This window comes from Parabacteroides sp. AF17-3, from assembly GCF_003635445.1.
GTDB classification, from domain to species: Bacteria; Bacteroidota; Bacteroidia; order Bacteroidales; family Tannerellaceae; genus Parabacteroides; species Parabacteroides goldsteinii.
Genome location: NZ_QTMM01000013.1, coordinates 135,299 through 155,833, shown reverse-complemented (window position 1 = coordinate 155,833; position 20,535 = coordinate 135,299). Strand labels below are relative to the sequence as shown.

Sequence of the window (20,535 nt, the reverse complement as noted above, 5' to 3'; positions counted from 1 at the left end):
GACCTTTTACTACTTATCAAATCCCTTCTTCAATTCTTTTATGGCTGGCAAAGCAAACGAGATCAATCCGATCATTCCCACCAGTCCTCCACCGATGATAAATGTATTTCCAATACCGATCGTATCCGCCAGAAATCCGGTACTCAACAATCCGATCATCGAAGGCAACAGACTAACACTCATATAAAACGAGAACACACGTCCCATCACCACCGGATTGATACGTGTCTGTACCACCGTCGTAAAGGAGGCCATATAAAGAGAACCGGATATACCGCCGACCGCCGTCAATACGACAAACAACGGGTAACCTGAAACCGGCAGAATACCGGACAGTCCGAACGTAACTCCCAACAGGATATACATCCAGTTTATCAATGAAATCTCATTCAGCTTAAACTTCTTCATCCCCAGAAAAGCACCGCCCAGCAAGGCGCCTATTCCCCAGGCTGCTTCAACCAGACTGATCTGAAAAGCATTCCCTGAATAATGGTCCAACGTCATCAACGGAAACAAAACACTGACCGGCATAATAAAGAAGGTAGCAATGATAGAAAGGATAAACAACCATGACAATCCGTTTTGTGCACGGACCTCTGTCAAGGCTTCCTTCGCTTCCTTCAAAAGATGTACTTTCTGCGTTTTTTCCGTATTATCCGGATCGGGGATTTTCACAAACAAGAGTGAAGTACATGCCAAAGCCGCACCAATCACATCCAGCAGCAAGATATTCGTCATCTTCATAAAAGAGATGAAAAGCGCAGCCAGGGCCGGCCCGGCAATATTACAGGCAGACTGGATAATCTGGTTGATGCCGGCAATACGAATCAGTTCCGACTTCGGAGCCAGCAAAGGGACCGATGCCTGCATAGCCGGCATATGAAAAGCCGAACCTACCGAACGTAAAGCCAACAAAATATAAATATGTTCTATCTTCGCTATATCCAGGTAGAACAGGACAGCCAGGATCAATGTACAGAAAGCGATAAAGCTATCTGCCAGTATCATCACCCGCTTCCTTTTCCAACGGTCGATAAAGATACCGGTAAACAGTCCCAATACCGATTGCGGAAGCATGGCTGCTATGGCAGCAAAAGCCAGTACTTCTGCCGATTTCGTTTCAAAACTAAGCCATAGGATGATTGCAAAATTAACGATTGAACTGGTCAGGATAGAGAAGAACTGACCGGTCCATATAATGGCGAATACTTTTTTCCAGTTATTCATAACTTCTTTTATAATATAACAATAATAGATACGGGATTCCCCACGGTTCCGGGAAATCGACAATATAAACTTAGAAAACAAGAAGGATATTATCCGTTTATCACACCAAATAAATGATGCCTGATTTAGAAGTTATTGAACACATAAAGATTATTTTATTTTCTGCAAGTATACGAATAAAATATGAATTACCAAACGATGATTAATAACGATGCTGTTTTTTCGCTATACCTCCCAGCATTTCCACCAACGGTTGGCGCAGATATATACGATATACTGGCGTACCTGATAATTAGGAAATTTCCGACGAGTATCATCGGCGTACTTCTTCACCTGCTCCACATCTTCAGGTCGGGGGTCTGAAAATTCCAACATCTTTTCGGCATCTTTAGCCTTGAAGTATTTGAACTCTACGACACGGTCGTCGGTATAATAATCCGTACCGGGAATACCGGTCATCTCGAAATCGGAACGCCCCACCGAATTGTTTTGCTCAATGGCAAAGGTGTAACAATTACTCAGATAACGAGAAACCAATTCATAGAATGAACAACGGATGAAGTTTTCATTTATTTTATCAAAGACCTGGGCGGGAAACTGTCCGAGGTATTGTTCGAAATAATTCTGCACGAGCGGTTCCAGGCGGCGGTCGCCGTCATATTTCCGGTAGGTAGGCACATAACGTTGTGCATTTCCTTCTATACGGTTCAAATCGTTGTAATAATCCATATAGACACTGCGCATAGTCATATTCGGAAGCGATGTCACATAGTTATCTCTGATCGTAGTCATGCCTAGATAGAACAGGCTGATCGGATAAAACTCTTTGTTGAAGAACTTTTGCTTGTTGAATTTGCTGGACAGGTCGGCTACGTTATAGGCCAGTTCATCATCGATAACCAGCGCGTCGAGCATCGCTTTCGCATTGTCGAGCGACATGGTCAAACGACGGATCCAGTTGATATCCGTACGGAGGTTCTCGTCGACCATTTCTTCGGGAATACTGCCGCCATTGACAGCAAATTTCTTAAAGAAATAGGTCAGGATAGTGGCATTAAACAACCGTTCGGCTTTCGGTTTAAAGCGATAGCCATCGTAGTTGTTTACGATAAGTTGCCATATCTCGTCATAACGGTCCTGGCTGCCCACATACTTATCAAGCACATAACGCAAATACGTTTCCGTTTCCGCATACGTAAAACCAAGCATATTCAAGAATGAAGGTTCCAGGGTCAATATTTCGGCTATATTGTAACCACTGGTCAAGTCGTCCATTGTGACGGGCAATACGCCGGTACAGAAACAGGTGCGGATGCTTCCTTCACCGATACCAGCCTTTATCACTTTAAAGAAGGTGCGAAGGAAACTGTCTTTAGTAGTCACCTGTTCATACAGTGGATCGTTGTAAGCTGTAAGCAGCTGGTTGGTGAAATTATCGTATTCGTCTATCAGCACGTAGACTTTAGGCAAGCCATGTTCACGGGCATATCCTAAAGCTTCTTCCAACATTTTTGAGGCATTACCTTTAGTAGTAAACTGAAAGTCGCCGAACAAATCCCGGTTATGTGTCACCATAATCTCGACCGGAATACAATTCAAATCATTGAAGTTCCGTTCCAATCCGTCCATATCGTTCGCCATTACCATCTTTGAGAAGTCATAGCGCACAATCATATATTGGTTATGTTCCGGGGTAGGATGGCTACCGATCCAGGTTCCACCGAAAAGTTCATCAAAGCGTGCCGCCCTGGTACGATCATAATAACAGGCCAGCGTAGAGATAAGCAGACTCTTGCCAAAACGGCGCGGGCGGAGGAAAACAGGGGCATTATAATATTCCAGTTTACTGATATAGTTGGTCTTATCCACATAATAAAAACCACGTTCGCGTAAATCGACGAAATCGGCAACTGCATAAGGTATCGTCATTGTAGCCATACTCGCTTTGTTTTATATTCAACAAGAGCAAAGGTACGAAAGTTTTCGGTACAACAAAACGAAGGCTGCGGGATTCACATCCGACAGCCTTCTACACTAACCCTTAACTTTAACCAATGAAAAACAATAATCTACTTAATTAGTTTTTTAGCGAAGCGATTGCGGCTTCGTAATTCGGTTCGTTGGTAATTTCAGGAACCAGTTCCTCATATACCACCTTGCCTGCTTCGTCGACTACTATCACGCCACGGGCCAGTAACCCTTTCAGCGGACCGTCAACCATCAGCATCCCGTACTTATCTTCAAAGCACGAACAGCGGAATGCAGAAAGTGTAATCACTTTATCAATACCTTCCGTAGTACAGAAGCGTCCGTGCGCAAAAGGCAAATCTTTCGATACAGCCAACACCACAGTATTTGGCAAAGAAGCAGCTTCTTTGTTGAAACGTCTCACCGAAGCAGCACATACGGCTGTATCCAAACTCGGAAAAACATTGATTACAACGTTCTTTCCTTTCAGTTCTTTCAGTGATAATTCAGATAAGTCACTTTTTACTCCTTTGAAATCGGGAGCCTCTGCTCCGACTGCCGGTAATGTTCCGTTTGTATTTACTTCCAGATTGCCTTTAAATGTTATCTTTGCCATCTTTGTAGTATTTTATGTTTTTGTTACTAAAAAGCGACGTACAAATATAGGCCGCTTTGTATGACTAAAACAAACGTTAATGAAGAATGTTTTTCCTTTTAACTCTTTTTAATCACTTGCCCTAAGAACTGTTTTTCTATCTTTGCCGCAAAATAGAACGACATGAACTGGTTAATTATTTGCGGACTTCTTATTATCATTGTTTTACAAATCTTATTCCGCCCGAAAGAGGATAAATCCGATACACAAAACGAACTGAAACGACTGCTCGATGAAATGCAACGTTCTTTCGAACGCATTGAAAAGAACTTCCGGGAAGACTTCCGGCTGAACCGCGAAGAGGGCCGTATCGTTGCCCGCGACAACCGGGAAGAACTGACCCGCTCCATGAACGAATTCAGGGAGGCTTTCGACCGGGGCATCGCTTCTTTCAACAACCTCCAACGGGAAAAGTTCGCCAACCTCGACGAACAGCAGCGCCTGCTGGTTGCCAACACCGAAAAGCGCCTGGATGAAATCCGCGTCACGGTAGACGAAAAATTACAGAAGACACTGAACGACCGCATCGGCCAGTCTTTCCGCCTCGTTACCGAACAACTGGAAAGCGTGCAGAAAGGTTTAGGGGAAATGCAGACACTGGCGCAGGACGTTGGCGGTCTGAAACGGGTACTGAGCAATGTGAAGACACGAGGAAACATCGGAGAAATACAACTGAGCATGTTGCTGGAACAAATACTGGCACCGGAACAATACGAAGCGAACGTACACACCCGAAAAGGTTCGGACGCGGTCGTGGAATTTGCCGTCAAGCTCCCGGGGCGCGACGATATCCGCGAATACGTTTACCTCCCCATCGACGCCAAATTTCCCAAAGATATTTATGAACAATTGCTGGACGCTTACGACAATGCCGACCCGCAGGCTATCGAGACAGCAGGCAAGTTGCTCGAAACAACCATCAAAAAGATGGCAAAAGACATTTCCGACAAATACCTGGCTCCCCCCGCAACGACCGATTTCGGCATTATGTTCCTTCCCTTCGAAGGCATTTATGCAGAAGTAGTGCGCCGTTCCGCCCTGCTGGATGAATTGCAACGGACCTATAAGGTCGTCGTAACCGGGCCTACCACCCTTGCCGCTATCCTGAACAGCCTGCAAATGGGTTTCCGCACGCTGGCCATCCAGAAACATTCCGGCGAAGTATGGACCATACTCGGTGCGGTAAAGAAAGAGTTCGAAAAGGTAGGTGGTATGCTGGAAAAAGCGCAGAAGAACCTGCAAACGGCCAGCGGCCAGATAGAAGAAGTACTCGGAACCCGTACCCGCGCCATCCAACGCAAGCTGAAAGACGTAGACACCCTGAGCGGCCGTGAAGCCCGTGCAATCATACCGGAATTGGGACCGTTGACGGAGGAAGAGGAAGAATCATAAAAAATACCTATCTTTGCCACCTCAACAGAATGGATATATGAAGAATGATGGCTTTACTTTCCGCAAGCGGCTACGGAGTTTCCGGTATGCGTTCAACGGGATACGTTTGTTGATCACGAAAGAACATAATGCCTGGATACATTGTTTTGCAGCTGTATGCGTGGTGATTGCCGGTGTTCTTCTGGGGTTGTCGCGCATGGAATGGGTTGCTGTCGTAATCGTGATCGGTGCCGTGCTGGCAGCCGAAGCCGTCAACTCTGCGCTGGAAGCTATTGCCGACTTTGTATCGCCCGAATATAGCGAAGCAATCAAACGGACCAAAGACCTGGCAGCCGGAGCCGTATTGTTAATGGCGATTGCCGCCGCAATAGTAGGCGGAATCATCTTTTTTCCCAAGCTGATTGCTTTATGTTGAATCCGTACATTTTAAACAAAACAGAACAAACAATAGTTATTTCAAATATTCACTATTAATTTTAATTACACATAACAATGAAACTTCCCGAAGACCCGACGATGCTTTTCAGCGTAGTTAACATGAAACTGCGCGACAAATATGCATCCCTTGATGAATTATGCCGTAAGATGGACGTAGACAAGGACATGCTTGTCCATAAACTTGCCGTTGCCGGCTTTGAATACAGTGCTGAAAACAATAAGTTCTGGTAACTTCCGTTTCTACTTTGCATCAACAAAGAAAATATGAAACGAACAACCTATCTTTTTACCTTTCTTCTGGCATTCATGGTCTGCTTCAACAGCCATGCACAAGAAGTCAAACTAAGCGGTAGCCGTAATGCCGTCCGTAAATCGGGCGACGTGCTGGCCTGCCTTACTCCTGCGGCGAGCCTGGCAACCGTGCTGATCCTTCAGGACTGGCAGGGGTTGAAACAGGGTGCACTGGCCGGTGTAAGTACGGTCGGCATGACCTATGCGCTGAAGTATCTGGTAAAGAAAAAACGTCCCGACGGTAGCGACAACCATTCGTTTCCTTCCATGCATACCTCCGTATCGTTTACAGGCGCTGCTTTTATCCAGCGCCGTTACGGTTGGAAATGGGGTATCCCGGCGTATGCCGTAGCAACCTATGTAGGATGGAGCCGTACGTATGCCAAGAAGCACGACTGGTGGGATGTGGCCGCCGGAGCCGCCATGGGTATCGGCAGTGCCTATATCTTCACCCGTCCGTTTGCCCAAAAGCACAACCTGACCCTCAGTCCGCTGGCCGGTGACAAACATTTCGGCATTTATGCTTCCATGACCTTCTGAGCATAACTGATATAACGGAATAGAAAAAAGCAGCCCGGACGTGTACTCGCTACAGATCCGGGCTTAATTACAAGTCTATATGTGACTAACTCTATATTCTTTGAGGTTTTAATCATTCGTAATGTAAAGCATCGGCCGGTTGCAGCTGTGCCGCTTCGTTGGCCGGATACCAGATACCGGCAATAATCATCCCGGCGATCAGCAGGAAAGTGACCAGCATCCCTCCCGCAAAACGCAGGAGGCTGTTATCCATCAGGTTCGAATCGATCAGATTGGCAAAAGCAATATTCAGACAGATGACAACGGCCGGAATAAACGCAAGTGTCAGCAACACGAGTCCTTCGCCCAACACCGTCATCCTCAACTGCCCCCGGGTAGCCCCTAATGCCATCCGAAGTCCCATTTCCCCCTGCCGCTGACGGGTACGGAACCAGAAAGTACCGACAATCCCCAGAAAGATATTCACCAGCAGGAAGAGCAGGATGGACAAACGCGTTTTCATCTCCCCTTTTCCGTCCCGCAAAGCATCTTCCCTTATATTGGAAAGCGGGATAATATTCTGAAGATAGAGGTTACCGATCTCCACCTGATCACTCTTCTCCTGCATAAATGTATCGGCAAAGTTCCTGTCGGCTTCCGGTTTAACCCGCACAGAGACTTCCATCCAGGGTAACATCTCTGCCGAGACGGTCTTTACCTCCGTCTCACTCTGGTTAATATAAATCCTTGCTCCCACCTTGCTAAATTCCGACCGGCGGACCTCCTGGCTAATTCCGCCGATGGTCATCGTTCCGGAATTATTATTTGTATAAACAGTCTGTTTTACTGCGTCCTTTACACTTTTCTCCGGAAAAAGCCTCTCTGCCGCATCCCGGGTTATAATAACCTTCATACCGCCTATCCCCTCTTTCAGTTCTTCAGGATTTCCGGAAATAGCGGAACCAATACGATATACATCGAAATACTCCGGAGTAACAAACTGGATACGGCAGGAAACAGCATCCGAAAGCGTATCCCGGCGAAGAGGCTGGTAATTATCCATGCTATTATAAGGAACGCCAAACCTGGATAAAGCCACTTCTTCCACGCCCGGCATCCTGCGTATGCGCTCCATCGCCTCCCACAAATCTTCACCGGCTTTGGCGGGGTGTTCCCCAGGTGTCAAATACCCTTCGGCCCCCTCTTCCCGGGCGTTAAACTCAAACTTATAGGTATGGTCGAGGTCGAAACCGACCGGTGCACTGAACGTATATAATACGACCAGCAAATAATCTACAATATACCACAGGCAAACCGTCACAAGTAACAATTCCCCCAACAACCAGCTATTACTTTTCCGCTGGTTCCATATTAATTTAATGATATGTTTGATCATCTTCGTACTATTTTAACGGTTTAGTTTTCATTCAAAGCTTCTACCACCTCTTTGCGCGACATCCGGTAAGCAGGTATTCCGGCAGACAGCAGGTTCAGTATCAGGCAGAACAGGAACGCATAGAGGAATATCACCGGATTAAGCAACTCTGAAACAGACAGCATCGGTGTCCCTCCGAACACGGAAGAGATGGAGCCGAAGCTATTACTCAGCAACCAGGTTCGCAATAAAAAGATGGCAATGTAAGAGAAGAGCAGTCCGACCACCCCTCCCAGCAAGGTCAGAAACATATTCTCCGACAGTATCTGCACCAGCAGACGGCCTTTGGTCGCTCCGAATGCCTTGCGTATACCTATCTCCGGCAGGCGGCTGCGCATCCGCGACAAGGTCATGCCGGAAAGATTGATTGCCGGCACCAACAGCAGAATCACGATAATCAGCAGATACTGCACGATCGTCCTCGTCTTGTCAGGCCCGATAGCCCTCACTCCTTTAATCTCCAATTCAAGTTGCGTATCCGGCTGGTCGTATAACACGAGCTTATAATCCTTCAACGAACTGTTATATTGTGCTTGCAGGTTGTTTATTTCTTTCCTGATTGTATCGAAATCGGATGCCGAGCGGGCCAGGATAATCACCTGGAACCATCCCGTTATATTCTCCGCCCAGGAATCATCGCTCAAATCGGCAGCCAAAGCCGTATAAGGAATCCACGCCTCCGCATATGCCGCTTTGGCAATCGTGGAAATATCCTTTACCACCCCACCGACCGTGTAAGGCTTATAAGCGATCATAATCGTTTTGCCGGCAGCATCGGCCGTGCCATATAACCGGCGGGCGGTCGATTCGTTGATGACTACCTTCTTTATGCCCGAAGACACTTCCTCTTTCGTATAAGGACTGCCGGATATAAATTCGAAGTTGAAGACCTTCCAGAACACATCGTCGGTAAACATCATCAGGCAATCTTTCTTCTCCTTCCCGCCCGGCAAAGAAGCCAGCAAGCTACGGCAGGGAGAGATAAACGACACTGCCTCGGGTGTTTTCAACGGTAGGAAACACGCTTTGACCGTACGCAAGGAAAGATAACCGTTCCCGTACTGCTCCCCTTTATAGGTCCGTCCGCCCCACCGCACATACATCGTCCGGTCGCGGTTGTCCTCGGGAGAATAGTTTTCGACACGTACCTGATACGTGATCACCATCACCATGATCAGGCAGATAGCCAATGCCGTCCCCAGGATAGAGATCAGGGCCAGGAGTTTGTTCTCCTTCAGCATGGCAAGTGCTTGTTTTAAATAGATATTATACATAATGTCAGTATTTGTTTATTCGTAATGCAAGGCTTCCGCCGGTTCGAGACGGGCCGCCTTACGGGACGGATACCAGATAGCCAGTGTGATGATAACGGCCAGCAACAGCCACGTCAGCAGGCTGACAAGCAACAGGCGGCCGACAGTCACCTCCATCACCTCCGTACTCAGCAGGCCGGCAAAGGCCACGTTCACACAGATCAGCAAGGCGGGTACGGCAGTTATGGTCAGTATCATCAATCCTTCGCCGATAAGCAACTGTTGCAGGCTGCGGCGACTGGAACCGACAGCCATGCGGAGCCCCAACTCGTTACGGCGGCGGTTCACACGGAACCAGAACGTTCCGATCACAGCTAGGAAGACATTGATCAGCAGGAATATGTTGATCGCAATGTCCAGCTTTCCCCCGCTCGTATTCATCGAAGTCTCCAGATAGTTCGTACGCACATCGGGATAATATTGCACGTTAGCCAGCCAGAAATTGCCTGCCGCCAGCCGGTGCTTCATCTCTTTCTTAAAACGGACGGCATATTCGGAAGCACTCTCCGACGCCGCATTCGGACGGACACGGAAACAGATCTGCATCTTCCCCAGCTCCTGTTCACTCATCCGCAGGATGCTCCGCTCTTTCATCTCTTTAAAGACAATCGAAGGCGGCTGGCTGAACTCTTCCCGCTTAACGGCTTCCGTCACTCCCTTCACACGGTAACGCAGGGTATCATCCTGAAGGATTAGCAACTCCCGGCCGTCCACCTGGGTCGAGCTGAAACATTTCATTGCCATCGGCTCACTGAGCAGGATACCTTCCTGAATAGCGGAAGCCAGTTCGTCCGGCGAATCGCCATCGGCCCTCTGTATCTTGAACACACGGAAATAACCGGGCGTAACGCTGAAGTCGAGAGCAGTACGGAAAAGAGAGTCTTTCTCCTGAAAATAAGTATCCGAATTGGACATATAGGTATAAGGCATCGAAGCCTCGTTCGCCAGGCCTACCACCTGCACGTCAGGATGCGTCTCCAACTGGCGGATGATACGCATGAAATCCTCTCCCGCCCCCTGGCTTTCCTGTTCGTAGGCAATATAGGAAGCACTGGTGGAAGGGCGCACGGCCAGCGTCACCTTATATACATTCTCAAACGAGTATCCCATCGGTTGCGACTGCGTGATCCGGCTCATCGTCATCCGGTCGACGGCGTACCAGAGCAGTACGAAGACAACAAGCAGTTCTATAAACACCCAGGTATTGCTGCGGCGTTGCGTCTTAATCAGTTTCAGTATATGTAACAGCATATCTATCTCTTTAATTGTGGTTTAATGACTCAGTTATATTCATACGGATCGCACGCCAGGCAGGGATCATCGACGACATCAGGTTCAGCAGGAAGCAGACCAGAAAAGCATACCCGAACACCGCCGGACTCAGCAGCATCCCGAAGGTCAGCTCCGTCTGCACACTGCCCTGCACCATCGCAATGATACCCGGTGCAAGCAACAACTGCTGGAAGAGCGCCACCATCCCATATGAGACCAGCAACCCGACCAATCCGCCCGGCAACATCAGCAACAGGTTCTCGATCAGTATCTGCATCAGCAGCCGGTTCTTACGTGCCCCGAAAGCCTTCCTCACACCCAGTTCGGAGATGCGGTCCTGCATCCGCGAAGCATTCAGCCCGGATAGGTTCAACGCCGGTATCAGCAGGAAAAGCAGGATCAGGAACAGCAGCATGAGATATACAGCAGTCACGGAGCCGCCCATCACAAACTGGCTGATCACATGCGTCAGATGTGTCTCCACCCCCGCCATCATACTGATCTTACCGTCGGCAAGGGTTGCATTATAGCGGTCGATCTGTTCTTCCAATTCCCGGCTCACCTCGTCCGGCCCCATTCCGTCGGCAGGTAGAATACAGGTTACCAGCAGGCCGACCGATACGTCCCGTTCTTTGGTAGCCCCCATAACCAGCGGCATGGAAGTATAAGGCACCCACATATCGGCATAAACGGACGGTGTCACGGCAGAGACATCTTTCACCACGCCGCTGACGGAATATTCCGTATCATCCAGCAGGATGCTTTTCCCCGTCACGCCGATCGTTGTCGAAAAGATACGGCGTGCCAGCGATTCGGAAACGACCACGCGGGGGAAACCCGACTGGAACTCCTCCTCGCTGAACGGTTTCCCTTCGACAAAGGAAAAAGAGAAGAGGCGCCAGAAGCTATTGTTCGTCCCCATCATCTGTACTTTCTGCGGGTCATCTCCCCCAGGAATCTGCACATAGGTATCGCCATAAAGCAGGCTGGTAATGGCCGTATTGGTCATAATCGCCACCTCCTTCGCCGACTTCAGCGGCATCAGGCATTCTTTGGCAGAACGGATGCCCCAAAAGAGAGTCATGTTGCCTTTCCCCCATTCATATTTGACCTGGTCGATATAAAGATATTTGCTGCGGTGCACTTCAGGCATGATGTCGGCGGTACGGATATGATACACGATCGCTATCACCATCACCATCGAAATGGCAAGCCCCGTCCCGATGATATACACCCCGCTGTAGAAGCGGTTTTGCCTCATCAGGTTCCAGGCTTGTTTGAAGTATTGTTTGTACATGATACGGTTTTATTTGTTATGCCGGACTAAAAGCAAATGCCGTGCCACAAATATAACCCGTTGATAATAAGCAGGAAGTCTAAAACAGATAGTGTTCGATACTGAACAGTCATCACAGTATCGAACACTACATATATATCCGGCAAACAAACGGCCGGGATTCCTATCCCCTATTCATAATGCAACGCCTCAGCCGGCTCGATCTTTGCCGAGCGGCGTGCCGGATACCAGGTACCCAGGCAGACGACAACAGCCAGCAGGGTAAATGTTATCACCGTATTCAGCAAGATGCGCAAAGGTGTTACATCCATATATTCTTCCGGCAGTAAATCCACCTGTACCAGATTCAGGCAAACAAGCAAAGACGGGATAAAAGCGATGACCAGCAACACCAGTCCCTCGCCTATCATCTGCCACAACACCATACGCCGGGAAGAGCCGACCGCCATGCGCAATCCGATCTCCGACCGCCGCTTGTTGATGCGCAGCCAGAAAGTCCCGATTATTCCCAGGAAGATATTGGTCAGGAAGAAGATCGAAAAGCCGATCCGGAAACGCAGCGGACTATATACCCACTCCAACTGCTCCTCGCGAAAATCGCTGAGAGGCGTGATCTCCGACAAATAGAAGTTACCCACCTGCAACTGCGGACGCATCTCACGGACAAAACGTTCGGCAAAGTCGGCCGTAGCCGCCGTCTCTTTCACCCGGAAACAGATATCGGTAGAACTCCATAAATCATTCTCCCCCCGAAGCACCCTGTCCGATTCGTCCAAAGGCATAAAGAGAAAACATGCCGGACGACTAAACTCCATCCGCTTCATCAGCGTGGTGACTCCTGCCACACGCATATTCAGGCTGTCGTCGCGGTCGAAGATAAAACCTCCGATAGCGGAAGAGCCGGGAAAGAGCCGTTCCTCGACGGCCGGAGTAATTATATAATCACTCTCCATCGCCTGTGCCAGTGTCTCCGGACCACCACCATCGGCAGAAGACACGCGGAAGACACGGAAGTAGTCGGGCGTAACGGTCAGTATCTCGGTATTCACCCGCAAGGTATCCCTCCAGTAGCTATTGTTCGAGTTGCTGCGGCAATAAGGATAATGCCATTCGCCCACGCTCACCCCTTCGATATCGGGATGCTGGCGCAGGCGTTCTTCGATGCGTTTCATGTTCTGGTAAGGTTCCGGGCTGCCTTCCTCGTAGGTGACATACCCGTTTTCGTTCGCCTGCTTCAGCGCAAGGTTCAGCTTATAGGTATTCTCGATATTGAAGCCTGTCGGGGTACTGGCGGTGATGGCCAGGACGCTCAGGTAATCGACAATGTACCACATCAGTGTGGATACGACAAACAACTCCAGCACGATCCAGACGTTGAAACGGCGCTGTGTCCATATTAGTTTAAACAGATGTCTTATCATAATGTATCCTTATTTATCGTTGATTGAATCTACTATCGGACGGCGTGTCGCTTTCCATACCGGCAGCAGCGACGAGAGCAGGTTGAGCACGACGCACAACCCGAAAGCCGAAAGGAAAAGCGGCAGGTTAAACAGCATGTCGAACGTCAGTTGTACATTCCCCTCATTCATAAACCCGAAACTGCTCAACAGGTAATTGCGCAACACGACCACCAGCAGCCACGACACCAGCAAACCGACCACTCCCCCGATACAGGTCAACAGCAGGTTCTCGGTCAGCACCTGCGTCACCAGGGAATGCGAACGGGCCCCGAAGGCTTTCCGTAACCCCATCTCTTCGGTACGCTCCTGCATCCTCGACGAGATAAGTCCCGTCAGGTTGATAGCCGGGACAAGCAGGAAAACCAACGCGATCAGCAGATAACGACGGATAATATCGGCATAAGACATTCTAAAGTTGAGACTGCCTATCTGTGTCTGCTGAGGCGTGGAAAGATTGAAAGCATCCACATACCGCTCCTGCAAAGTCGTATTATATTGGAGACGGCGGCGATTCACCTCATCGCGGATTACCTCAAAGTCGGCCGTACTCTTTGCCAGCATATAAGCGCAGACAGGTCCTGCCGACCGCTCGGCTCCCCCCGCCTCCACCAAGGCAGGCACAGAGGAAACAGGCACCCAGGCATCGGCACAGGTCATCGTCATGACAGACGACACGTCCTCCACCACCCCGGCCACCCGGTACTCCACCTGATTAATCATAACCCCTTTGCCAATCACATCAGCCGAACCGAACAGTTTGCGGGCATACGATTCGCTCAACACGATCCGTTTCATGCCGCTCTCATATTCTTCATCGGTATAAGGTTTGCCATGCAGCAGCCGAAAACTGAAGATACGCCAGAAGGCTGCATCGGTAGCCATCAAACGGGTTTTATAGCGGTCGGTGCTTCCCGGTAGCTGTGAATAGACAGTCCCCATCAACTGCCCCGTACTACCCGGATCGATACGCAGGCACGCCTCCTCCACTTCGGACAGCCCGTCCAGGATCTGCCGTGCCGCATGGTACGAAAGCATCCAGTTGTAGGTCCCCCCTTTTTCCTCATCCTTCGACTTCACGGAGGCACGGTTCAACTGCAACAGCCTGCTCCGGCAGTCTTCGGGAGCGATATCCGCGGTACGGATATAATATACGATCGCCATGACCATCACCATCGAGATGGCAAGCCCCGTCCCCAGAATATAGACGAAGCTGAAGAAGCGGTTCTGCTTCATCAGTTGCCAGGCTTGTTTGAGATACTGTTTGTACATATATATTACCTTTCTTAATTTATGTGATTCTGTTTCATCAGATTCAAAGCTTGTATGAGATATTGTCTGAACATATTACTTATCTTTGTCGTTTAACATTAATCTATGTGTGTTATGGATAAAGAGCTACCTAAATCAAAAATGACCGTTAAACCCGGCAAACTATTCGTCAAACTGAGTAAAAGCCAGTTGCCCGGCCAGGAACCGTTCTTTAGAGGGACACTTCCCAACCATCCGAGCCTGACACTCGACGATATCGCCGAACGGGCCGTCAGAAACCGCAGTTCGTATTCGCACGGAACGCTCATCGCCTCTTTCAACACCATGCTGGAAGAGATATACGGGGCGATTGAAGACGGCTTCAACGTCGACTTCGGCCTGGGGCGGACGGAACTGACCGTCGGCGGCCGCTTCAAGACCGAATTTGAAAAGTTCGACCGCGAACGGCATGCCATCCGTATCAACCTGCGTCCTTCACCACGCCTCAACCAGCTGGCCGACTGGTTCCCCGCAGAGGTTATCCAGTTCTTCCCGAACGCCCCCCTTCCCAACGAAGTCAGCATCCACAACGACCGTTACCTCAACCAGGAAGGCCGAGAGTTTTGCGTCATCCCTGCCGGCTATACCCTTCCGCTCTTTATCCACGGCAAGCGGCTGAAAGTGATGGGCGACCATCCCGATGTCGGGATCGTCATCCGGCAGGAAGAAGGCGAAATAAAATATTTCATCGAACCTCGCATGGTCTTCATCAACGAATCTCCCAGCCTTGCCTTTCTGCCGCCCGAGCCGCTGACACCGGGCAGGTGGGTGATAGAGGTGTGGAGCCAGTACAATGCCAGTTATCGCCTCTATAAGGAGCCTCGGATGGGGATGGTTACCCTTACCGTCTCCGCTACTACCGCATCGGGATGCGGTGACTAACTACACCGGGGTGCGGCTATCATCCGCATCAGGGTGCGGGACTCAACAGCATCGGGGTGCGGTAGCATCCTACCTTAGGCTATCCGTTACCCTTGCTAACCGGAAGAGGGACGGTCCCTGTGAAGGGAGGGAAGGCATTAGCCCAGGCTATGACACACCCCCTGCCCCCTCTCGAGAGGGGAAAAGTTACCATCAGTATCTGAAAGAACACTTGAGAGAGCCTGCTTAACTACCGGTATCGGCCATCCTAAGAGAACGCTTTGCGTTCTTGGAAAGGCCTCAGCGGGTGAGCGTTAAGCGAAGGTGAAAGACGGAGCGTCCGGAGGCTGTGCTGTTTGAGCGCAGCGAGTTCACAGACGACAGCGTAGTCTTTCACCGGAGTAGAGAAGCCGGTGCAGCCTTGATCTTTTGGTTACTTTTCTATCAAGAGAAAAGTAACAATCCTATTGAACCTGTCGTCCGTCGAAGAAACGCACCGTGCGACTCGTCTGCTGTGCCTGCGCTTCGTTGTGGGTTACCATCACGATGGTGCGGCCGTCTTCCTTATTCAGGCGGTGTAGGATATCCATGACCTCGATACCCATCTTTGAATCCAGGTTACCGGTCGGCTCATCCGCCAGGATAATCTCGGGGTTCCCTACGATGGCACGGGCGATGGCTACACGCTGGCACTGACCGCCGGACAACTGTGTCGGGAAGTGGCGCATGCGGTGGCTCAGTCCGACCTTTTCGAGAACGGCTTCGGCAGCCTTGCGACGTTCGGAAGAAGATACGTTGCGGTAGAGCAGCGGGAGTTCCACGTTATCCAGTACGTTCAACGAATTGATCAGGTGGAAGGACTGGAAGACGAAACCGAGCGTCTTGTTACGGAAGGCGGCCAGTTGTTTGTCGTTCATACTGACCGTATTGGTTCCGGCGATCTCGACCGTACCGGCTGTCGGGGCATCCAACAGTCCGATGATGTTCAGCAAGGTGGACTTTCCGCAACCGGAGGGGCCCATGATGCTGAGGAATTCTCCCTTCTGGATATCCAGATTCACATTCTCCAAAGCAACTGTTTCGATCTCCTTCGTACGGTAGATCTTCTCGAGGTTTGTTAATTTGATCATGATGTTTGATATTTAAATTGTTATTATTGTTCTTTATTCATAATGCAACGCCTCCGCCGGTTTCATCCGTACCGCCTTGTACATCGGGAACCAGATGCCGAGGCTGATCATACCCGCCATCAGCAGGTAGGCTCCTCCGAAGGTGACCGCGAAACGCCACCAGGTATAAGGCAAACGGATGGTATCGAGCATATCGAAATACAACATATTCAGGATAAAAACCAGCACCAGCGGGACAGTCAGTACCAGCAACATCAATCCCTCGCAATTCATCAGGCTACCAATCCGGCTACGGTTGGAACCCAAAGCCATACGAAGCCCGATCTCACCCTGCCGTGCCTGCGTGCGTAACCAGAACGTCCCGATAATACCGAAGAAAACATTGATGAGCATGAAACTGACCAGGGCAGACTTCTTCTTCATGGTGTCTTCGGATTTCTTCAGTATTTCGGTGCGCATCTCGCCGAGGGGAACAACGCTGGAAACATAGACGTTATTCACCGTCAGCCGTTCGCCCATTCCTTGCAGGAACCTTTCCATGTCTTCCGGACGGAAACCGGATTTCATTCGCACCAGGCAGTCGATGCCCACCGCCTGCGCCTCTTCGATCTGCCTGATCATTTCAGGCTGCGAAGGGATATAATAAAAGAAAGGGATACTCTTCTTATACTCCGATTCGCGGACAGGGCCTGAGACAGCCAGGATTGCCATCTCATCGGTGTTGTCGGGATGATACTTGACGGCCTTGCCCCGGGCGGAGACGTCCGCTCCGTAAAAGACCCGCTCCAGGTCGGAGGTGATAACGCCGCCTGTCCGCTGTCCGATCTGCGGGCCCAGCAGGTTGCCTTCGGTATCTTTCATCCGTAGCACCGTGAAATACTCGGGACTGACGGTAGACTGGCGGAAGTTCGCCTTGATGAACGTATCCGCATCCGCCCGGTAGAGTTGCGACCAGGAACGGTTTTCGGTGTACACACAGCCGACATGGGAGATGGAGACCTCCTCTACCTCGGGCGCCTGTCGGAGCAGTCCCGCCAGACGAAGCACGTCCTCCCCCTGGCGGGTGGTCAGCAACGAATCGTCCACGTATCCCGGAGTGCCCGGCGCGAGGATACCCAACTGCACCTTATACGTATCTTCGATGTCGAATCCCAGGGGCGAATAGTAAGTGTATTTATCGACCAGCAGCGAATCCGTCATTACCCACAGGATACTGACTACGACCAGCAGTTCGGCAAATATCCAGCCGTTGCTGCGGCGCTGGTTCCAGATTATTTTCAGTATATGCTTTATCATCTTCCTTTCGTATTTATATCGTTACATCTCTTCGGATTCTTCGCCTTTCAATGAAGCGGCTATCTGCTGGCGGGCGATACGCAGGGCAGGAATACCCGCAGAAAGCAGGTTCAGCAGCAGGCAGAACAGCAGGGCCACCAGGAAAAGCCCGGGTTTGAACAGCATATCGCTTTGCAGTACCGTGTCCGCCTTTTCCAGCAGGAAGCTGCGGCAGAGGGGCAACAGCAGGAACGAGAGCAGCAAGCCGATCACGCCACCTACCAGGGTGATCACCCCGTTTTCGTAGAGGACCTGGCGAACCAGGTCGCCGTAAGTCGCTCCGAATGCCTTGCGGATTCCCATTTCCGAACGGCGTTTCTGCACTGCCGACTGGGTGACGCCCATCAGGTTAAGGGCCGGTACGAGCAGGAGGAAAAGCAGCAGGCCGCCCATCTCCGTCAGGTAGTCCTTCAGCTCGACCTTGATCTGTCCGCTCGTACCGATCGCTTTGTCGAAACGGCTGATAGGGTTATGGAAAAAGTTGATCTGCGCCTCTTTCTTAGTGGAGTTGTAGCGGGCCATCTGCCCCTTCAGTTCCTGGCGGATGGCGTCGAAACCGGACGTCTCACGGGCCAGCAGGCAGACGTTGAAGGCCCCCGACATATTCTCCATAAACGCCATATCCGACAGGACCCGGTTAGTGGTATAGGGCGTCCAGACCTGTCCGTAGGCGGTGTCGGCGGCACGGCTGACGTCTTTCACGACACCGCAGATCGTATAGGACATGCGGTCGATGATAACGGGTTTGCCGACAACCTGGGTAGTACCGTAAAGTTGCTTGGCGACACTCTCACAGACAACGGCCTGTGGGATGGCGGAGCTGAAGTCGGCTTCCGAGAAAGGTTTGCCTTCCAGGAAAGAGAATGCGTATATCTTCCAGAAACCGGGATCGGTATAGTAGATCGTATAGGTCCTGAACATCTGCTTGCCCGGCAAAGAGAGCGGGGAAAAGCGGGTGGCCCAGGCACAGGCGGCCTCGGGTGTCTTCAGGGAATAGAAGCATTCGCGAACGGCTTCGACCGACATGTTGCCGCGGCTCCAACTATTCTGAGCCTTTACTTCGGTACCGTTTTCGACATAGAGCATGCGGTCGCGGTTTACTTCGGGCACGAACGAGGTCAGTTGTACCTGGAAGACCAGGATGACAACCATGATCATGGCTATCGAAAGGGCCGTACCGAGTATGGAGATCAGGCTGATGAGGCGGTTCTCACGCAGCATGTTCAAGGCTTGTTTGAGGTATTGTTTGAACATATTGTTGTTGTTTGTGTTGGGGCGGTTCGCGAACCGCCCGTACGGGACGTTATTTTATTTTAAGTTTGTTCTTGTCCTTATAGCTTGCCATGTCGGAGACTACTACCTGGTCGCCGGGTTGCAGGCCGCTGATCACTTCTACGTATTCGTAGTTGCTGTCGCCTAGCTGCACCTTGCGTTTCAAGAGTTGGTCGCCATTGACTACAAAGAGGTCGTATTCACCTTTGCCGACATAATAAGAGGCGTTGGCGATGCGCATGACGTCATCCTTGACGGCGTTCATGACATACACGTCGGTCTTGAGGCCGGAACGGAGGCGGCGGTGGTTGTCTTCTTCCAGTTGGACGGTGAAGGAGATGACGCCGTTCTTCGACAGCGGGGTGACGTCGCTGACGGTGCCCTCCAGTTTGTCGCTGCCGATCTTGACAACGGCTTTGCTGCCGGCGGCGATGCGGTCGCCATAGGTGTCGGCTATCTCACCTTCGATCTTGAAATGCGAGAGGTCGGAGACGATGGCGATCTTGGTGCCTTCGCTTACCTGGGCACCGATCTCGTTGTTCACGTAGGTCAGGATCGCCTTGCGGGGGGAGCGGACCTGGGCATCGTCGAGCGTGCGCTTGGTTTCGGCGAGGCTTTTGCGGAAGATGTTGAGTTCGAGTTCCTTCACTTTCAGGTCGGCTTCGGCAAGGGCCTGTTCGTTGATGTATTTCTGTTCGTCTTCCTTGAGTTTTAACTGGCTGACGTTGTAGTCGAGTTCTACCTGGCGGACTTTGTCGGTGGTGCCGGCACCGAGGCTGTCAAGGTAGCGTTCGTTACGCAGTTCGACGGCTTTGCGGTCGAGTTCCATGCGGGAGACTTTCAGGTTCATCTCCATCTCGGAGAGTTTGCTATGGCCGGTGACACGAAGTTTTTCCAGTTCGAGTTGTTTCATCTGTTGCTCGTCCAGTTTCTTCTTGTATTCCGTTTCGGCACTTTGCAGGTCGAGTTTGAGGATCGGTGTTTCTACATCGACGGAGTCGCCGCCTTTTTTGTATATCTCGACGATACGGGTGTTGATGGGGGAATTGATGATCTCTTCGAAAGCGGGTATCACCTTGCCGGAGGCGCTGACCGATACTTCGATGACGCCCTGGTCGACGGTGGATATAGTCAGGTCTTTACGGTTCAGGCTGGTTTGCAGGAAAGATATGATCACGGCAATGACGGCTACGGCCGCTCCCACGCCTCCCCCGATCTTTATGATTTGTTTGCGTTGTTCTTTTCTTCGAACTTCTTTTGATATCTCTCTGTCCATATTTAGTATTGTTTTTATTTTCCGTCACAGTAGAGGCAAACTCCGTGCCAAAAAGCTAAACTACTGATAGTGTGAGCCTACTA

The 20,535-nt window shown here is 50.5% G+C and carries 18 protein-coding genes; 5 read left to right on the top strand and 13 right to left on the bottom strand.

What is annotated here, in order from left to right; genetic code table 11:
- Positions 1–9: 9 nt before the first annotated feature.
- The 3 genes from DWW91_RS17740 to tpx form a co-directional block, all read right to left on the bottom strand.
- Positions 10–1,227, bottom strand: coding sequence for an MFS transporter (locus DWW91_RS17740; RefSeq protein WP_122328508.1), 1,218 nt, complete (start codon positions 1,225–1,227; stop codon positions 10–12).
- 225 nt (positions 1,228–1,452) lie between these two features.
- Positions 1,453–3,165, bottom strand: coding sequence for an ATP-binding protein (locus DWW91_RS17735; protein ID WP_122328468.1), 1,713 nt, complete (start codon positions 3,163–3,165; stop codon positions 1,453–1,455).
- Between the two features lie 139 nt (positions 3,166–3,304).
- A complete protein-coding gene (gene tpx, locus DWW91_RS17730; protein ID WP_007653626.1) occupies positions 3,305–3,811 on the bottom strand; it encodes a thiol peroxidase in 507 nt (168 codons plus the stop codon).
- Between the two features lie 162 nt (positions 3,812–3,973).
- Here tpx and DWW91_RS17725 point away from each other — a divergent pair, with 162 nt between their 5' ends.
- The 4 genes from DWW91_RS17725 (at position 3,974) to DWW91_RS17710 (ending at position 6,511) form a co-directional block, all read left to right on the top strand.
- Positions 3,974–5,242: a DNA recombination protein RmuC gene (locus tag DWW91_RS17725; RefSeq protein WP_007653627.1), complete on the top strand. Its 1,269-nt coding sequence runs from the start codon at positions 3,974–3,976 to the stop codon at positions 5,240–5,242.
- Between the two features lie 37 nt (positions 5,243–5,279).
- Positions 5,280–5,657, top strand: coding sequence for a diacylglycerol kinase family protein (locus DWW91_RS17720; RefSeq protein ID WP_044215250.1), 378 nt, complete (start codon positions 5,280–5,282; stop codon positions 5,655–5,657).
- Positions 5,658–5,734: 77 nt separating this feature from the next.
- On the top strand, positions 5,735–5,911 hold the full coding sequence (locus DWW91_RS17715; RefSeq protein ID WP_010800257.1) for a DUF4250 domain-containing protein: 177 nt from the start codon (positions 5,735–5,737) through the stop codon (positions 5,909–5,911).
- A 75-nt stretch (positions 5,912–5,986) separates the two neighbouring features.
- Complete coding sequence (locus tag DWW91_RS17710) at positions 5,987–6,511, top strand: phosphatase PAP2 family protein (protein WP_370449596.1); 525 nt, start codon at positions 5,987–5,989, stop codon at positions 6,509–6,511.
- Between the two features lie 112 nt (positions 6,512–6,623).
- Here DWW91_RS17710 and DWW91_RS17705 read toward each other — a convergent pair whose 3' ends face one another.
- The 6 genes from DWW91_RS17705 to DWW91_RS17680 all read right to left on the bottom strand — a co-directional run bounded on the left by DWW91_RS17705 (position 6,624) and on the right by DWW91_RS17680 (position 14,539).
- Positions 6,624–7,886, bottom strand: a complete 1,263-nt coding sequence (locus DWW91_RS17705; protein WP_010800259.1) for an ABC transporter permease — start codon at positions 7,884–7,886, stop codon at positions 6,624–6,626.
- Between the two features lie 20 nt (positions 7,887–7,906).
- Positions 7,907–9,199, bottom strand: a complete 1,293-nt coding sequence (locus tag DWW91_RS17700; protein ID WP_122328467.1) for an ABC transporter permease — start codon at positions 9,197–9,199, stop codon at positions 7,907–7,909.
- A 15-nt stretch (positions 9,200–9,214) separates the two neighbouring features.
- Entirely contained in the window at positions 9,215–10,489 is a 1,275-nt protein-coding gene (locus DWW91_RS17695) for an ABC transporter permease (protein ID WP_122328466.1), read from the bottom strand.
- Between the two features lie 10 nt (positions 10,490–10,499).
- The gene (locus DWW91_RS17690) at positions 10,500–11,807 is read right to left on the bottom strand and encodes an ABC transporter permease (protein ID WP_122328465.1); all 1,308 of its coding nucleotides are present in this window, start codon (positions 11,805–11,807) and stop codon (positions 10,500–10,502) included.
- A gap of 170 nt (positions 11,808–11,977) precedes the next feature.
- Positions 11,978–13,228, bottom strand: a complete 1,251-nt coding sequence (locus DWW91_RS17685; protein WP_122328464.1) for an ABC transporter permease — start codon at positions 13,226–13,228, stop codon at positions 11,978–11,980.
- 9 nt (positions 13,229–13,237) lie between these two features.
- Positions 13,238–14,539 carry an ABC transporter permease gene (locus tag DWW91_RS17680; RefSeq protein WP_122328463.1) on the bottom strand — a complete coding sequence of 434 codons (1,302 nt, stop codon included), beginning with the start codon at positions 14,537–14,539 and terminating at the stop codon, positions 13,238–13,240.
- A gap of 114 nt (positions 14,540–14,653) precedes the next feature.
- On the opposite strand from DWW91_RS17680, the gene DWW91_RS17675 reads away from it, so the two are divergent.
- Complete coding sequence (locus DWW91_RS17675; protein ID WP_122328462.1) at positions 14,654–15,460, top strand: DNA-binding domain-containing protein; 807 nt, start codon at positions 14,654–14,656, stop codon at positions 15,458–15,460.
- Positions 15,461–15,903: 443 nt separating this feature from the next.
- Here the strand turns inward: DWW91_RS17675 and DWW91_RS17670 are convergent, their stop codons facing one another.
- From DWW91_RS17670 to DWW91_RS17655, 4 genes are read right to left on the bottom strand one after another with little or no spacing between them, the layout of a single operon-like run.
- Positions 15,904–16,569, bottom strand: a complete 666-nt coding sequence (locus DWW91_RS17670) for an ABC transporter ATP-binding protein (protein ID WP_007653641.1) — start codon at positions 16,567–16,569, stop codon at positions 15,904–15,906.
- 33 nt (positions 16,570–16,602) lie between these two features.
- A complete protein-coding gene (locus tag DWW91_RS17665; RefSeq protein WP_010800267.1) occupies positions 16,603–17,865 on the bottom strand; it encodes an FtsX-like permease family protein in 1,263 nt (420 codons plus the stop codon).
- 21 nt (positions 17,866–17,886) lie between these two features.
- Positions 17,887–19,158 (bottom strand): ABC transporter permease, encoded by a 1,272-nt coding sequence (locus tag DWW91_RS17660; RefSeq protein ID WP_044215248.1) that lies wholly within the window; start codon positions 19,156–19,158, stop codon positions 17,887–17,889.
- 49 nt (positions 19,159–19,207) lie between these two features.
- On the bottom strand, positions 19,208–20,452 hold the full coding sequence (locus DWW91_RS17655) for an efflux RND transporter periplasmic adaptor subunit (protein WP_122328461.1): 1,245 nt from the start codon (positions 20,450–20,452) through the stop codon (positions 19,208–19,210).
- Between the last annotated feature and the right edge of the window lie 83 nt (positions 20,453–20,535).